Source organism: Mesorhizobium sp. M0910, from assembly GCF_040319465.1.
Taxonomy (GTDB): domain Bacteria; phylum Pseudomonadota; class Alphaproteobacteria; order Rhizobiales; family Rhizobiaceae; genus Mesorhizobium.
In genome coordinates this window covers 90,972-106,330 of sequence record NZ_JAMYNZ010000008.1, presented here as the reverse complement: position 1 = coordinate 106,330, position 15,359 = coordinate 90,972, and the positions used below count along the sequence as shown (strand labels likewise).

The following is a 15,359-nucleotide window of genomic DNA, read 5'->3' as shown; positions in this document are numbered from 1 at the left end:
GCCAGATGACGGTGCTGGAACGAACGCGCGCCTTCGACTGGCGCTCGGCGCTGGTCGCTTCGCCCTTTGCCGTGCTCCTGGCATGGCTGGTGACCATTCTGATCGACCGCGAGCCGCCCATCGTCTTCGAGACGGCGAGCGTGCTGACGCCGCAGGTGCCGCAGGGCGGCGTGCTCGACGTCCAGTACACGGTGATCCAGAACCGCATCTGCGCGGCGACCGTCGAGCGCTACGTCACCGATTCGGATGGCGCCGTGCATGTGCCGTCGACCTACACGGTCGGCCGCCGGCCCTTGATCGACGGCTATCCGCCGGAGGGCCGCGAGACCTATCAGCGCTCGATCACCATCCCGCTGGCCACGTCGCTCGGCCGGGCGCATTACGAGGCGCGCTTCACCTACACCTGCAACATCCTGCAGAAGCTGGCCTTCCCGATCGTGGTGACGGCGCCGACCGTCTATTTCGACATCGTGCCGGCGCCCGCGACGCTGACGCCGCTCACGCCGGAAGCGCCTTAGCAATCCGCGCCCGGCGGCTCCGGGCAATCTCCCAAAGGAAAACACTTACATGACCACGACCATCAAGGTGAACACCAACGGCAACTACGTCTCGACCATCAAGATCAACGGCGTGGAGTCCGGCACGGTCGGTCCAGGCTTCCCGGCTGAAAAGTCGTTCGGCCTTCCGCACAACAACGGCGGCCCATCTGTGTTTGAAGTGTTCGAACGCCAGGCTACGCCCGAGGAGATCGAAGCGGCGAAAGCCGCCGCGACCAGCTGATCATTCTCCCGGCACCAGCACTATGATGATCGCCCGCCGTACCGAAAGGTGCGGCGGGCTTTTTGCGTTCAAGGAACCGAAACGTTCAAAGTTTATTGAATAGGTGCATTGCGTGGGGTTTGTATGAGCGGGGCCAGGCTGGCGTTTATTCCTCCGATGGAGCCGAAGCTGGTCGCCAAGCCGCCGGGGGGTGACGACTGGATTCATGAGATCAAGCTCGACGGCTACCGCGCCCAGGTCGTCATCAATGGCCCGGGCGACATCCGTGTCTTCACCAAATCCGGTGCCGACTGGACGAGCAAGTTCAAGGGCGTCGCCGAAGCCGCGCGGGAGCTTGAGGTTGAGAATGCCATCATCGAGGGCGAGGCGGTCGTCCCCAACAAAGCCGGGCTGCCCGATTTCAACGCGCTCCAGAAAGCCGTCCACAGCGATCCCTATGCCATGTACCTCGGCGCTTTCGACATCATGCATCTTGACGGCCACGACCTGCGCGACATCGGCTGCAAAGCGCGCCGGGAAATGCTCTACAGCATCATCAAGCCGAACAGCAGGATCCAGTTCAGCGAGGCCATACCCGGTGACGCCAAGTCGATCTTCTACTTGGCCGACCAGGCCGGACTCGAGGGCGTCGTATCAAAACGCGCCGACAGCAAATATCGCAGCGGCCCGACGTCGAACTGGCTGAAGACAAAGAGCTGGACCATCGACGAATTCGAACTGCTCGGCGTCGAGCGCGAGCCGGGCAAGGCGGCATTCGCGTTGCTGGCTGATCCCGGCACCGGCAAATATCTCGGTACCGCCTTCATCACCTTGGGCCGCGACATGAAAGATAGGCTGTTGAAGCGCGTCCGGGAGCACGCCGGCCCACCGCCAGAGGCCATGAAGAAGCGGCCGGCGACGCAGTGGGTCAAGCCTGGCGTAAAGCTGCGCGTCAAGCATCTCCGTGGCGATCACAGCCACATACGCCATGCATCGCTGCTCGGCTTCAGCGATGAGGAATAGCAGTCAGCCGGCGAACAGGTGCTTGGAGCCTGTCGTCACAATCCAGTTCGCCCGGTCAATATGGCTGCGAACAGCGTTGCTGGCGCGCACCGGTTCAAGAGCCGGGTCGATGCCGAGAATGAGATCTGCCATCTCCTCTACGCTGGCACTGTCGGCGCAGGCGTCCAAGATCTGCAGGTAGATGGTGAAATTCTCTTTATCGTAAACCGTGATGGAGTCCGACCACGGAACTTCTTCAAGGAGTCCAGGTTTCATGACGAACATGCCTTTTCAGATTGCCATGTCACCGGGATGATGCCGCGGGCTTGGCATTCGTCAAGGGCCAGCGTTATATCGACCGGATGGCGAAAGGCTGGACACTACAATCTTTGATCGATGGCAAGATGCGGCTCATCGCGTTTTGCCACAATTCGCGATGCCACCATAATCAGACGCTCAATCTAGAGAAGCTGAAAGCGAAGCTCGGTCCGGATGCGCCGGCGATGGCTGATGATCTCATTCCGAAGCTGAGGTGTGCGAAGTGCGGCGGCAAAGCCGTCGGCCTGACCTATACACCGGACAACATTAAAGTCTCCGGCATGGGCCATCGCATTGACGGACCGCGCGCCCAGAAACCGCCCAGATACGGGGCCTAAGCGCCCAGTTTCAGGGGAAATAGCTGGGCACAAACGGCACAGAAAAGCCCGGAAAGCCGCCATTTCTGCGGTTTGAACGCTCGTTTACACCGAAGATGTCGGCGGTTCGAGCCCGTCATCGCCCACCACTTTCCATCGACGTGTCCATTCAGGCATTGTCTTTTTGCAATGTCCGGTTCGCACGCCTGCACTGTCAGAAAATCGTCCAACTGGCGGTTGGTAGACGCAACTACCTGGCATCCCTTATCATTCTGCTTGATCGCCCCGCCGCATCGGAAAGATGCGGCGGGCTTCTTCGTTGCCCAGGCACTGGTCTTCGCGATAATATTGGCATCGTTTGGAGGTCGGAGCGTGAAAGAATTCCCTCGGAAGCCCGACAATAACCAGGCAGCACGTGCCCGTCAGGCTACTGAACACGGAACCGCGCTGATTGAAGAGCTTCGCTACACGATCGCCCTGTCGCGCCGGCTGATCGAGGCGTCACATTCACTGCTGAAGAGGTCGCAGAGCCAGGGCAGGCGTCTCGAGAGTGATGGTATCGAGATTGGCTAATAGGCACGTGGTTTGTCGACGCTAAGGTCCCCGTCGTGCACATGGACCCTTCGATACTGAGTTGTCCCGGCACACGATCGACGCAACTAGTGGTTTCGTGGTTGCGGCGGTATCTCCGCTCCCAACCGCTTCACAGTCCGGGGTGGGCGCATAAACAGTAGGACTTTGGTCTGATCGAACTGCCTTTCCCGTGGGACCTAAGTCTGATCTGCTGGCTACCTGGGTGGCAAACGATTGCCGAAAGATAAAACCTACAGTAATTTAAGGAAGCACAAAAGAAAGCTAAAATCTTACTTGCATATGAGCATGGGCGGGCGCGAAAATATTCCTGGATGGCTTGCGAGTCATCTTGCGGATGATGCGGTGATCGCAGGAGATCTCGCCGATAAGATATCTAAGGAGGCTGAAGGAAACCGGCTTCCGGGCGAACGGGTTGTGGAGACAACCCGTAGCGCAGAAGACACCTTCAAGAAGGAAAAAGGCGAACCGTATCGCCGCGCCACGATTGCGGGAATCTTGGCCAGCGGCTCATTCCTCGCGCTGTTGGTGTTAGCGATCTATCTGCTTTATGTGTTCTCGATCGTGGCCGGGGAAACGGTCGCGAATGTTCCCCTGCCGCCCACAGTGAACTAGCCGCTCCGCCACACTCGAATTAGCCCCGCACTGTGTTGATGCTGGTGACTTTCGTGTCTGCGGTGGACCACGCGAGGAAGGTTTCGTTCCCGCGGCAAAGGTGTTCACACGGGGCAACTGGCTGCTGCAGAACGGCAGCATTGTACTTCCATCGGCCTCCCGGTTCTTTGCAACTTAGGCGATTGGCTTGTCGCAGATCAGCCTGCAATCGCCGGAGCGTGAGCGATCAGTTTCGCCACATAAACACAACGCTTCGATGAATCAGCGTCCTGCACCACCTCAAATCCAATCGCCTTATAGAACTTCAGCGCACCATCGTTCTCCGGCATGACTTCGAGGTGAATGCCGGTCGAGCCGCTCGCGGCAAGGCGCTGCTCGAGGAAGGCCATCGCGCGCCTGCCGATGCCTTTCCCGCGCGCTTGCGGCAACAGGTCGATATGGCCGTGCGACGGATAGGCGGTCAGCGCAGGCGGGACAGCGAAATCGGGATGATGGACCCGGTGCCGCGCCCAGTCGCTGCCACGCCAGCGTGAGCTGTCGGGTCCCGGGTCTGCCACGCGCCGCTGTAGGTCCGGGTACCAGTCTGATGCCAGGCTGGCATTGAAAGCGGCTGTTTCGGCTGCGCCAAGCAGATAGCCGGCCGCACCTGTCGGGCTATCGATAATAAAGGCCAGATCGGGTTCGAGGGCCTGGTAGGGAATGGTGTAGAGCAGGCCGAGCAGGTCCGGGTCGTCCTGTCGGCCGCTGGCGTCCTTGCCAGCATCGCCGGTCTTGAGACAGATCATCGCAAGTGCCGGATGATCGGCGGCGGTCGCCCAGCGCAGGAAGAAACCGCCGCCGAAATCGATGATCATGGCGGCAGCAGCCGGAAATCCTTGCCCTCGGGCAAAAGCTGCCCGCCGTCGACGATGATGGTCGTGCCGGTGATGTAGGCGGCGTCATCCGAGGCCAGGAACAGGAAGGCATTGGCCACATCGCGTGGGCTGCCGAGACGGCCGAGCGGGATGGCGTCTTCCATGTTCTTGATGAAGGCCGCACCGCGGTGCTGCTCTATGCCTTCGGTGAGGATGTTGCCGGGCTCGACGCCGTTCACGGTGATGCCGTACGCCGAGAATTCGAGAGCCGCCGAACGGATGAGGCCGTTGATACCGGCCTTGGTCGCCGAATAGTGGCCATGACCGGGGCTGGTGACGTGCGGGCCGGTGATGGAGGAGGTGAACAGCATGCGGCCAAAATGCTGTGCCTTCATCGGCACCAGCGCCGCGCGTGCGGCGATGAAGCTGCCACGCAAGTTCACCGCCATGACCCGGTCCCAATCGTCGGGACTCGTGTTTTCCAGCAATTGCCAAGGATAGATTCCGGCATTCTGCACCATGATGTCGAGCCGGCCGTGACGGTCGAGCGCCAGTGCAACAGCAGCCTCGGCATCGGCCATCTGCGAGATGTCGGTGCGAATGAAGGCGGCGCCAAGCTCGTCCGCAGTCGCTTGCCCGGCCTCAACCTCGGTGTCGGCCAGGACCAGCTTCGCGCCCTCCTCGGCAAAGCGCTGTGCGATCGCCTTGCCGATCCCGCGTGCGCTTCCGACGACCAGCGCGACCTTATCTTCCAGACGGCCGGTCATGCCAGCCTCTGGCGAATGGTCTGCTTGAATGCGTCGAGCAGCACGGCGGCGAGCACCAGCAGGCCATGGATCACCTGGGTGAAGTTGGCCGGCAGGCCCATCAAATTGATCGCTGTGTTGATGGCCGAGAGCAGCAGCACGCCGGCATAGACGCCGGGCAAGGTGCCGACGCCGCCCTTCAGGCTGACGCCGCCGATGACGACCGCGGCGAAGGCATTGAACAACAGGCCGACGCCGAGATTGGCGGTTGCGCCGGAGGTGCGGATTGCCAGCAGCCAGCCAGCAAGACCGGCAATGGCGCCGGCGAGAACGAAGGCTATGACCAGGTTGCGGTTGACGCGGATGCCGGCGCGAAAGGTCGCAGTCTCGTTGCCGCCGATCATGACCAGGTGCCGGCCGAAGGGCGTCTTGGCCATGATCAGCGAGAAGACGATGAAACAGGCGATGGCGATCCAGGCGGTCAGCGGCAGGCCGCCCAGGCGCTGGATGGCGAACCAGCGGATTGCCGGCGCAAGGTCCTGTGCCGAGCGGCCGCCGGAAATGACCAGCACCAGGCCGCGCACCCAGATGTAGGAGGCCAGCGTGATGATGAAGGCACTCATCTTCACCTTGACCACCAGGTAGCCGTTGATGACGCCGATGAGGCCGCCTACGGCAAGGGCGATGAGCAGCGAAACCGGAACCATCAGCCATTGCGGCTGCAACTGGATGCCAAGGCCGATGCCCGACGAGCAGAACAGAATGCCGACCGCCATGGCGCTGAGCGCCGCCACCGATTCGACAGACAGGTCCATATGGCCGGCGATGATGACAGCGCCAAGCCGATCGACATGACGCCGAGCACGCTCGACGCCTCGATGATGTTGGCGAAGATGCCGAGCTGAAAATAGTTCGGGATAAGGATGGAAAAGACCACCAGCACGAAGACCAGCATGAACCAGACGAGATTGTCGAGGATGAACTCGAGGGTTTGGCGCGTGCGGGGGTTCATCTCAGGATCCGGTTGGCGCCGACCCCGAAAAACCACTCGGTTTTCGGACTATCAGGCGCGGTTGAAAATTGCTGCAGCATTCCCGTGCGCGTCCGTTCGAACGCACCGGAGCTGCAGGGCAGGGCTCCGGGCCGGCATGGCCCGGAGCTTCTGGCGAGTTCGCTATTCGACCGGCTTTATGGTTTCGGTCGGCGGCTTCATGTTGCCCCAGAAGGCCGGGTTATCGACATTTTCCTTGGTGATCGCAGCGCCGGGGATCTTGATGTTCGGCCCCCACGCTTCCTTGGTCAGGGTCGATTTCAGGCCAAGCACGTCATATTCACCTGGCTTGATCTCCTGCTTGTTGACCACCTTGTCCATGAACATCGCGACCGCCGCAGCCTGGGCGTAGAGCGGCTGCTCGACTTCGACATTGAGCCAGCCCTTGCGGATCAGGTCGAGGCCGACCGGAGCGCCGTTCGAGCTCATCAGCATGACGTCGCCCGGTTTCTTGCCGGCGGCCTCGAGCGAGGCGACGGCGGCGACCGAAAGATGCGCGGCGTGGCTGAAGATCAGGTCGATGTCGGGGTTGGCGAGCATCTGGTCGGCAACGATGGTGCCGGCGTTACTGGCCTCCCATTGCATAGCCGGCAGCGAGATGATCTTGACGTCCGGGAACGCCTTCATCTTCTCCTCGAAACCCTTCTGGATGTCGAGCGTGTAGGGGTCGCCCGGATCCCCGAGCACCTGCAGGATCTTGCCCTTCACCGAGCCGTTCTTCGCGGTCAGCAGCTTTTGCGCCTGATCGGCGGCGACGTAGCCGATCTCGACGGTTCCGGCCACCGAGGTGAAGTCGGACGGGGTCGAGGTTATCTGGCGGTCGAACTCGACGACCGGGATGCCGGCGGCACGGGCCGCCTCGACCGACGGCTTCAGCGCATTGAAATCGACGGCGGCAAGGATGATCGCCGCCGGCTTCAGCGCGATGACGTCGTTCATCTGCGATTGCTGCGCGTCGGTCTTGTTGTCGGCGTTCAGCGTCTTCATCTCGTAACCGACCTGCTTCAGGAACAGTTCCAGCGCGCTCACCGAGCCGGTCTGGAACTCATCGAGCAATGTCGGCACCATGTAGTAGACGGTGCCCTTCGACTGAGCGAATGCCGGCGTGAGCGTGGCAAAGGCCAGTGCCAGGATACCGAAGACGGAAAGAAGTATTTTCTTCATGTCGTTCGCTCCTCTTGCGCCGGACCCCTCATTTGTCCCTCAGTTCGCCGGTCCGGCACCGGCGAGCGTCTCTCCGGTGATCATGTTGATCACCGCGTCGGGACTTGTTTTGTTGCGTGCGACATCGCCAGCCACGACACCTTGCCGGATCACCACGATCCGGTCGGCGACCTGGAAGGCCTGTTGCATGATATGGGTGATGATGACGACGCCGATGCCCTGGCTCGCCACCTGGCGGATCATGTCGAGGCCGCGCCGCGTCTGCTCGACGCCGAGCGCCGCGAACGGCTCGTCGAGAAGCACCAGCTTGCCGCCAAAATGCACGAACCGATTGAGCTCGATGGCCTGCCGCTGGCCGCCGGAAAGATGCTCGACATTGGTGCGAAGCGAGGGAATGCGGGTGCCGGCGCTGGCCAGTGCCCTTTGTACCACCTGCTCCATCGCGCGCTCGTCGAGTACCGGAATGCCGAGAACCTTCCTGGTGATCTCGCGGCCCATGAAGAAATTGGCGACCACGTCGACGTTGGTGCAAAGCGACAGGTCCTGGTAGACCGTCTCGATCCCAGCGGCCTTGGCCTCGGCGGGAGATTTGGCCAGGAATTCCTTGCCTTCGAACAGCATGCGGCCGGAGGTCGGCTCGAGGCCGCCGGCAATGATCTTGACCAGCGTCGATTTGCCGGCGCCGTTGTCGCCCAGAAGCGCCACCACTTCGCCCTTGCCGATCGAAAAGCTGATGCCTTTCAGCGCTTCGATGGCGCCGTAATTCTTGGCGACGTTGTCGAGCACCAGCAGCGGTTCACTCATGCCGCGATCCCCTTGTTATGCAAGAGATCCCGACCGCGTTCGCGTTCGGCGGTGAAGATCTGGCCGAAGCGCGGCGAAAGCACCCCCGAAACGGCAAGTGCGGCGGCGCCGCGCAACACCGCATGCTGGCCGCCGCGTGCGACGCTGACGCGGGGCGTCGTGCGATCGCTTCGCGCCGAGACCGAATTGGGCAGGTGCGCGGCCGCGCCGGCAAGCCTTTCGAGCAGGTCGGTGGATGCCAGTCCGCCGAGGATGATGGTTTCGGGGTCGAACAGGTTTTCGATGATGGTGACGGCGTTGCGGAATATCGGCGCAATCTCGCTCACCCACTCGGCGTCGGCGATTTTGCGGCGCCGCAGCGCCTCGAGCGAGAGATACCGTTCGAGGCAGCCGCGATTGCCGCACGGGCACGGCTCGCCGCCCGGCACAGCAGGAATGTGGCCGATCTCGCCGGCATTTCCCCAGGCGCCGCGCAATGCGGCCCCATCATGCACCATGACGCCGCCGAGGCCGACACCGAAATAGAGATAGTAATATTCGGAATATGCCGTCCCGAGGCCGTAGAGGCGCTCGCCGATAGCCGCCGCCGCCATGTCGGTTTCGAAAAAGGCCGGCAGCCCGGTTGAGGCGGCCAGCCGCTCGCGCAGCGCCACATCCTTCCAGCCGGTCATGGTGGTCGGCCCCACAAAGCTCATGGACTCCACGCCGAACGGTCCGGGCAGCGCCATGCCGATGCCGAGAACGCGGCCACCGGGCCGCAATGCCGTCAATTCGAGCACCATGGCGCCGATCAGGTCGAAAGCGTGGTCGGGCGTTGCATTTGGGGCTTCGCGGTAGGTGCTCTCGATAACATCGCCGCTTAGGTTGATCAGGGCGGCATTGATGCCCAGCGGGGTGACGTGGATGCCGACGGCATAGCCGCCTTCCGGATTGATGCGCAGCGTCGCCGGTGGCAGGCCGCGCCCCTTGGGCTCTTCGCGCAGCGACAACACGTAACCGTGCTCTTCCAGCTCGCGAACGATGGTCGACACCGTCTGCACGGTGAGCCCGACGCGTCTTGCAATGTCGCCGCGGGCAATCGGTCCGTGAAGGCGGATGGATTCGAGCACGATGCGCCGATTATACGGCCGCCCGAACTCCTGATTGGTTCCCCGCAGTGCCATGCCTTGCGCCCTCGAGAGAGGTCAGACTGGCACCGAAGATTTATTCAGTCAAATGGAATTCAAAAATAAAATTGACACCCCGTACGGAGCGAACCTGGCGGATGGCCGCTCAGAGGCATGGTCAATACCGGATGGCACGGCGCTCCAGCAGAACCACGATTGCGAAGATCGCGATTGACAAGGACGACGACAGCACGATCGCCGCATAGAGCCGATCTGATTGATAGTTGAAGGTCGCCTGGATGATGAGCGCGCCAAGGCCCTTGTCCGACCCGATCCACTCGCCGACGATGGCTCCGATCACGGCCGTGGCCGAAGCGATTCGTAACGAGGAGAACAGCATCGGCAATGCTCTTGGCAGGCGCAGGCTCCACAAGATCTCCCAGCGCGTGGCCGACAGCACTCGGAACAGTTCGTGCTCGTTGTCGCTGGCCGAGTCCAGCCCGCGGATCATGCTGACCAGCGTCGGGAGGAAGCAGATCACCGCCGCGATCACGATCTTCGGCGTCATGCCGAGCCCGAAGGGAGCAGCCCGGCTCCCTAGAGGTACCGCTCGACCTTCTTGCCGACGGTCAGAAACCCCAGCGGATCGATTGCCTCGCCGTTGTGGCGGACCTCGTAATGCAGATGCGGGCCGGTTGAGCGGCCGCTGTTGCCAGTCTTGCCGATGATGTCTCCGGCATCGAGCTTCTGTCCGACGGCGACGTCGATTTCGCTGAGATGCCCGTAACGCGTCACAAAACCGTTGCCGTGGTCGACCTCGATCATGCGGCCGTAGCCGCCGTTCCAGCCGGCCTTGACGACCACGCCGGCTGCCGTGACCTTGGCCGGCATACCGATCGGCGCCCTGAAATCCATGCCGGAATGCAAGGCGGCCGTGCCGAGGATAGGGTCGGTGCGCACGCCGAACGGGCTGGTGACGCTATGGCCGGGCGCGGGGTTGGCGAGCGGCAGCCGCCGCGCTTCCTTTTTAAGATGATCCAGCGCATCAAGAGCCTCGTCCAACTCCTTGACCTTGCTGTCGAAGACCAACGAGCTGTCGAGTGGTATCAGCGGGCCACCGACGTCGCTCTTTTCGAAGTCGCTATCGACGGGCAGGCCGGCGGCCTCGAGCGCCTGCGAGATCGCGTCGGCGCTTTTGTAGGCATTGTCGGCAAGTGTGGCGATGCGGGTGAGCTGCTGGCTCTCGATGGCCTTCAGCGAGTTGTTGATCGAGACGAAGAGCTTGTCTGCCCGGTCGGCCGCGCTTTCGCTCGGCAGCGGATCGGCGCGGGTCGACCACAGTGAGAACGGCCTGGTGTCGTTGCTGGGAAGGGGGGCAGCAAGGCTGGCGACGGAATAGGCCATCGGCTGGATGCTGCCGGTCGCGTCGGCATGTTCGTCCGGCTTTGCCGTCGGCACGGGCGGCGTTGCGACCTCGTTTTCGGCTCGTTCGAGGATCGGCCCGAGGCGGCCGTGACGCAGGCTGAGCTGGCTCTGCCGTTCCAGCAACTCGCTGACCTTGGTTTCCATCAGCTGCTGATCGAGTAGCTGGCGGCTGGTGATGCGGTCGACCTGGCTGCGCAGTGCCGAGATGCGGTCTTCGTAGGCCTGCTGCATGCGCGCCTGCCGCGCCGTCGTGGCGCCGATCAGGTCGTCGCGCAGCACCAGATAAGAGGTCGCCAGCAGGTAGCCGATGACGATCGCCGCCAGCGCCGAGCCGCAAAATGCCGCAAGCCACGGGCGTATGGTGAAATGCCTTATCTGGTCGCCCCGGGCGATGATGACCGTGTGAGGCTCTTTGCGTCTGCCGAAGACCGCTGACTGACTGGCTACGTTCACGGGACCAAGCTTTCGTTACGACACCAACGACGAGCCTGATTACACATTATTAGGGTTAACAAAGTTTTGCCGGATCGAACGACAGGCAAAGGTCTTCGCGCAAAACGGGTATCGCATTGCGGCGGCCTGGCGCAGCTCTCAAAGAGCGCGAATCGCGTTCAGCACCTCTTCGGCGTGCCCCTTGACGCGGACGTTGCGCCAGATCCTGGCGATGCGTCCGTCGCGGCCGATCAGGAACGTCGCCCGCTCGACGCCCATATAGGTGCGGCCGTAGAGCTTCTTTTCCACCCACAAATGGTAAGCCTCGATCACTTTGCGCTCTTCGTCGGCGACAAGATCGACGCTCAGATCGTACTTCGCCTTGAATTTGTCGTGTTTCTTGGCGCTGTCCGGCGAGAGCCCGATGACGACAGCGCCGGCCTTTTCGAACTCTGGCTTCAACTGCGAAAAGCCGATCGCCTCGTTGGTGCAGCTTGTGGTGTCGTCCTGTGGGTAGAAATAGAGTACGATGGGTTTTCCCAGCAATGCGGCGAGGCTGAGTGAACCGCCGCCGTCGCGCGGAAGATCGAATTGCGGCGCAACATCGCCCACGTCGAGGTCAGCCATACCGATGCCCTTGTTTGAAGTTACGCGCCAGGCTGCACCGATATAATGTCGAGCGAGGATTCGTCCACGATCGAATTCGTCTCAACGGAAGATTGCGTGGATCAGGAGCTACCGCAGCACGAGAAGATCAGGTTCAGGCGTGACGAGATCACCGACCTGGGAACCTTTCCGTCCGCGTGCCGCGTCCCGCCGCTCGGCCAGGCGTCGATCGGTCGCGGCGTCCGTTTGATGGCGCGGCTGTTTGCCGGCCTCGTCGCCCTTGTGCTGCTGGCTGCCGCCGGCGTCTACGCGATCGGCGTATCCGGCTTCGGCTCGGAGCGGCTTCGCGCGGAAGCCGAAACGGCAATCGAGAAATTGGCCGGCTTCGATGTCGACGTTGCCGTCGGACCGGCCCGGCTGACGCTTGACGGGTCGAGCTTCATTGCGCTGCAGGTCAGCGACGTCAGCCTCAAGACCGCCGACGGAACACCGATGGCCGACGCCGGCCGGGTCCGCTTTGGCATCCGGCTGATCCCGTTGCTTTCGGGCGAGGTGCGGCTGACCAGCGCCCGGATTTCCGACGCGCACATCGTCATGGCGGCAATGCCGTCCGGCGGTGACTGGACGGCGGAGCTGCGCAACCAGGACGGCCTCATCGATCCGGAAAAACTTTCCGCCGCCGTCTTCGCCAACCTCAACCGGGCGCTCGATGCGGTGCGCGAGGATTCGATGCGCCAGATCGATCTGCGCAACGTCGAGCTGGTACTGCCCGAGACCGGATCTGTCGAGTCGGTCACCATCGCCGACGCCTCAGTCTCGCAATCGGGACCGGGAAGCATGGAGTTTTCATCCGACGCGGATGTCGACGGCAGGGCGCTCACCATCGCCGCTTCCGCCACCCGCGATCCGGCGACGCGACGCATCACCATGCTGGACGCCAGCATCCAGACGGCGGACGCCGACGCTGCGGCAGCAGGTGGCAAATTGGGCGCGATCGCCTTGAAGCTGGCGGGGTCGGAAGGGACCGGCGACAACGGTTCGCGGCTGACCGCTGCCCTGTCGCTGACCGGATCGGTGCTCGATCTCGGTTCGCGCGGCCTGCTTCCGGCCGATATCGATCTCGATGCGACGCTCGTCGCCGGGTCGAACAAGATCCAGGTCGACAGTTTGCTGCTGAAAACCGGCCGCTCGACCTTCGATTTCGCCGGTTCGATCGGGCCGAAGCCGGCTACCGGCACAGCCGGCGAGGAGCCATCCTATCGTTACGACCTCACCAGCGACGGTTCGACCCTGGCGCCTTCGGATTCGCCGGAGCCGGCGCTCAGCTTCATCGCCCGTATTGCCGGCCTCTACCAGCCGACGAGCCAAAAGCTGATCGCCGAGCAGATCGGCGTCCGGTCCGGACCCGGCAGCGAAGTGCTGGGCACGGCTTCGGTTTCATACGTCGCCAACCAGGCGCCGGGCATATCGGTGGCGCTCAATGTCCACGACATGCCGGTCTCGCACGTCAAGCAATTATGGCCGTGGTTTTCGGCGCGCAATGCCAGGCTGTGGGTGCTTAAGAACCTGTTCGGCGGCCGCGTCGCCAATGGCAGCCTGCAATTCCAGGTCGTGCCCGGACGGCTCGGCAACGGCGTGCCGCTTTCCGCCGATGAAGTGTTCGGCCGCTTCCAGGTCGAAGGATCGCGCTTCGACACGGCCGGCCGCATTCCGCCGATCCGCGATGCCGTCGGCGTCGTCGGCTTCCACGGCAACGACGTCGACGTCGCGCTGTCGTCGGGTAGCGTCTATATGCCGAGCGGCCGCACCGTGGCGGCAAGCAACGGCACGCTTACCGTCAAGGCGGCGAACCATCCGCCGGTGATCGGCGCGCTCGACATCGATGTCGCCGGCGAGGCGCCGGCAATCGCCGAACTGGCATCGTTTGATCCGATCAACGCTATGCGCCATGTCGGCCTGCTGCCGGACGACCTGTCCGGCACGGTGACCGGCCACGTCAAGGCTGATATTCCGCTGCAGTCCGGTGTCGACTCGTCCAAACTCGATTGGCTGGTGGCGCTCGACTACAAGGACCTGTCGCTTGCCAAGCCGTTCGAGGGCCAGACGGTCAGCCATGCCGACGGCTCGATCACGGTCGCGCCCGACCGGGCGGTGATCTCGGCCAAGGCACTGCTCAACGGGATTCCGGCCGAGCTCGACCTGATTGAGCCGCTGAGGGATGGCGGTCCGCCGCGCAGTCGTAAAGTAGCGCTGGTGCTCGACGACAAGACGCGCGCCAGCGCCATGCCTGGCCTGTCGACACTGCTTTCCGGAACCATCAAGGTGGCAATCGACAAGAGCGGCGCCGGCTACCAGAACGTGTCGGCCGACCTGACCAATGCCAGGCTGGACATTCCCTGGGCCGGCTGGAGCAAGGGCCCCGGCATTCCCGCCAAGGTCGTCTTCGCCATGGCGAAGACCGGCGACACCACGACGCTGTCCAATTTCGAACTCGACGGCAAGACCTTCTCCATCGACGGCAGCGCCGTGCTGATTAACGGCGCCTTGTCCTCGGCCCGGTTCAGCAAGGTCACGTTGAACAGGGGCGACGACGTCGCCGTCTCGGTGAAGCGGTCGGGCAAGGCCTATGCGGTCGAGGTCAGCGGCAGCGCGTTGGACGCACGCTCGCTGATCAAGCAATTCACGTCCGATGTCGATACCGCGACGAAGACCACCGGCGTCGATGCGATCTCGGTCAGCGCCGACGTCAGCTCCCTGACCGGCTTCCACGACGAGGTGCTGTCGAATCTGAAGCTCGACTACAGCGCCGCCGGCTCCAGAGTGAACGGGCTCAAGGTGAGCGCCACCGCAAGTTCGGGAGCCGCGATCACCGTCAGCAACACGACCGGCGGCGGCCTGCGAACGCTCAACATGAAGTCGGCCGACGCCGGCGCCATACTGCGCTTCCTCAACATCTACGAGCATATGGAAGGCGGCTCGATCACGTTGGCGCTCACCGGGGCCGGCGACGGGCCGATGAAGGGCCAGGTCGACGCCAGGAATTTCGTTGTCGTCAACGAGCCGAAGCTCGCCTCGATCGTGTCGACGACGCCGGCCGGCGACAGCCGCAGCCTCAACGAGGCGGTCAAGGGCAATCTCGACACGTCGAGGGTGAAATTCGAGCGCGGCTTCAGCGAGATCGACAAGGGCAGTGGCTATCTGAAGCTGCGCAACGGCGTGCTGCGCGGCCCGCGCATCGGCACCACCTTCCAGGGCACGCTCTACGACCAGAACAACAACATGGACATGACCGGCACGTTCATGCCGGCCTACGGCGTAAACCGCATCTTCGGCGAACTGCCGGTGATAGGCGCGCTGCTCGGCAACGGCCGCGACCGCGGCCTGATCGGCGTCACCTACAGGCTCAAGGGCAACGCCAACAAGCCCAACCTGGAGGTCAATCCGCTATCGGTGATAGCGCCCGGGATCTTCAGGTCGATCTTCGAGTATCGGTGAGGTCAAAACCCAATTACCTCGAGCGACCGAGTTTTGATCTCAAGCGGCCGCTCGTCCGCCCGCGAATTCACGCC

The 15,359-nt window shown here is 62.8% G+C and carries 15 protein-coding genes and 2 pseudogenes; 7 read left to right on the top strand and 10 right to left on the bottom strand.

Annotation, left to right across the window (positions count from 1 at the left end; all coding sequences use genetic code 11):
- Positions 1-5: 5 nt before the first annotated feature.
- The 3 genes from NKH78_RS20890 to NKH78_RS20880 all read left to right on the top strand — a co-directional run bounded on the left by NKH78_RS20890 (position 6) and on the right by NKH78_RS20880 (position 1,782).
- The gene (locus NKH78_RS20890; protein ID WP_352883686.1) at positions 6-518 is read left to right on the top strand and encodes a hypothetical protein; all 513 of its coding nucleotides are present in this window, start codon (positions 6-8) and stop codon (positions 516-518) included.
- A gap of 49 nt (positions 519-567) precedes the next feature.
- Positions 568-780, top strand: coding sequence for a hypothetical protein (locus NKH78_RS20885; RefSeq protein ID WP_352704871.1), 213 nt, complete (start codon positions 568-570; stop codon positions 778-780).
- Positions 781-903: 123 nt separating this feature from the next.
- The gene (locus NKH78_RS20880) at positions 904-1,782 is read left to right on the top strand and encodes an ATP-dependent DNA ligase (protein ID WP_352883683.1); all 879 of its coding nucleotides are present in this window, start codon (positions 904-906) and stop codon (positions 1,780-1,782) included.
- A 3-nt stretch (positions 1,783-1,785) separates the two neighbouring features.
- On the opposite strand, the gene NKH78_RS20875 is transcribed toward NKH78_RS20880, so the two are convergent.
- Positions 1,786-2,037, bottom strand: coding sequence for a hypothetical protein (locus NKH78_RS20875; RefSeq protein WP_352883970.1), 252 nt, complete (start codon positions 2,035-2,037; stop codon positions 1,786-1,788).
- Positions 2,038-2,087: 50 nt separating this feature from the next.
- On the opposite strand from NKH78_RS20875, the gene NKH78_RS20870 reads away from it, so the two are divergent.
- From NKH78_RS20870 to NKH78_RS20860, 3 genes are all read left to right on the top strand, one after another.
- On the top strand, positions 2,088-2,417 hold the full coding sequence (locus tag NKH78_RS20870; RefSeq protein ID WP_352883681.1) for a hypothetical protein: 330 nt from the start codon (positions 2,088-2,090) through the stop codon (positions 2,415-2,417).
- A gap of 351 nt (positions 2,418-2,768) precedes the next feature.
- On the top strand, positions 2,769-2,969 hold the full coding sequence (locus NKH78_RS20865) for a hypothetical protein (RefSeq protein ID WP_352738017.1): 201 nt from the start codon (positions 2,769-2,771) through the stop codon (positions 2,967-2,969).
- 234 nt (positions 2,970-3,203) lie between these two features.
- The gene (locus NKH78_RS20860; RefSeq protein WP_352883678.1) at positions 3,204-3,602 is read left to right on the top strand and encodes a hypothetical protein; all 399 of its coding nucleotides are present in this window, start codon (positions 3,204-3,206) and stop codon (positions 3,600-3,602) included.
- Positions 3,603-3,799: 197 nt separating this feature from the next.
- Here the strand turns inward: NKH78_RS20860 and NKH78_RS20855 are convergent, their stop codons facing one another.
- The 9 genes and pseudogenes from NKH78_RS20855 to NKH78_RS20815 all read right to left on the bottom strand — a co-directional run bounded on the left by NKH78_RS20855 (position 3,800) and on the right by NKH78_RS20815 (position 11,811).
- Positions 3,800-4,456, bottom strand: a complete 657-nt coding sequence (locus tag NKH78_RS20855) for a GNAT family N-acetyltransferase (RefSeq protein ID WP_352738020.1) — start codon at positions 4,454-4,456, stop codon at positions 3,800-3,802.
- On the bottom strand, positions 4,453-5,223 hold the full coding sequence (locus NKH78_RS20850; protein WP_352738022.1) for an SDR family oxidoreductase: 771 nt from the start codon (positions 5,221-5,223) through the stop codon (positions 4,453-4,455). Before NKH78_RS20850 ends, NKH78_RS20855 begins: the two co-directional genes overlap by 4 nt.
- A pseudogene (locus tag NKH78_RS20845) lies at positions 5,220-6,214 on the bottom strand (ABC transporter permease). The gene NKH78_RS20850 and the pseudogene NKH78_RS20845 overlap by 4 nt, the downstream one beginning before the upstream one ends.
- A gap of 162 nt (positions 6,215-6,376) precedes the next feature.
- Positions 6,377-7,417, bottom strand: coding sequence for a sugar ABC transporter substrate-binding protein (locus NKH78_RS20840; RefSeq protein ID WP_254817613.1), 1,041 nt, complete (start codon positions 7,415-7,417; stop codon positions 6,377-6,379).
- A gap of 39 nt (positions 7,418-7,456) precedes the next feature.
- Entirely contained in the window at positions 7,457-8,221 is a 765-nt protein-coding gene (locus NKH78_RS20835) for an ATP-binding cassette domain-containing protein (RefSeq protein WP_254817614.1), read from the bottom strand.
- The gene (locus NKH78_RS20830) at positions 8,218-9,384 is read right to left on the bottom strand and encodes an ROK family transcriptional regulator (RefSeq protein ID WP_352506457.1); all 1,167 of its coding nucleotides are present in this window, start codon (positions 9,382-9,384) and stop codon (positions 8,218-8,220) included. Before NKH78_RS20830 ends, NKH78_RS20835 begins: the two co-directional genes overlap by 4 nt.
- A 121-nt stretch (positions 9,385-9,505) precedes the next feature.
- Positions 9,506-9,907, bottom strand: a pseudogene (locus NKH78_RS20825) (ABC transporter permease); the annotation flags it as partial.
- A gap of 17 nt (positions 9,908-9,924) precedes the next feature.
- Positions 9,925-11,205, bottom strand: a complete 1,281-nt coding sequence (locus NKH78_RS20820; protein WP_352738024.1) for a M23 family metallopeptidase — start codon at positions 11,203-11,205, stop codon at positions 9,925-9,927.
- A gap of 138 nt (positions 11,206-11,343) precedes the next feature.
- Positions 11,344-11,811 (bottom strand): peroxiredoxin, encoded by a 468-nt coding sequence (locus tag NKH78_RS20815; protein ID WP_352506455.1) that lies wholly within the window; start codon positions 11,809-11,811, stop codon positions 11,344-11,346.
- A gap of 96 nt (positions 11,812-11,907) precedes the next feature.
- Between NKH78_RS20815 and NKH78_RS20810 the strand changes: the two genes are divergently transcribed.
- Positions 11,908-15,285 carry an AsmA-like C-terminal region-containing protein gene (locus NKH78_RS20810; protein WP_352506454.1) on the top strand — a complete coding sequence of 1,126 codons (3,378 nt, stop codon included), beginning with the start codon at positions 11,908-11,910 and terminating at the stop codon, positions 15,283-15,285.
- Positions 15,286-15,359: the final 74 nt, after the last annotated feature.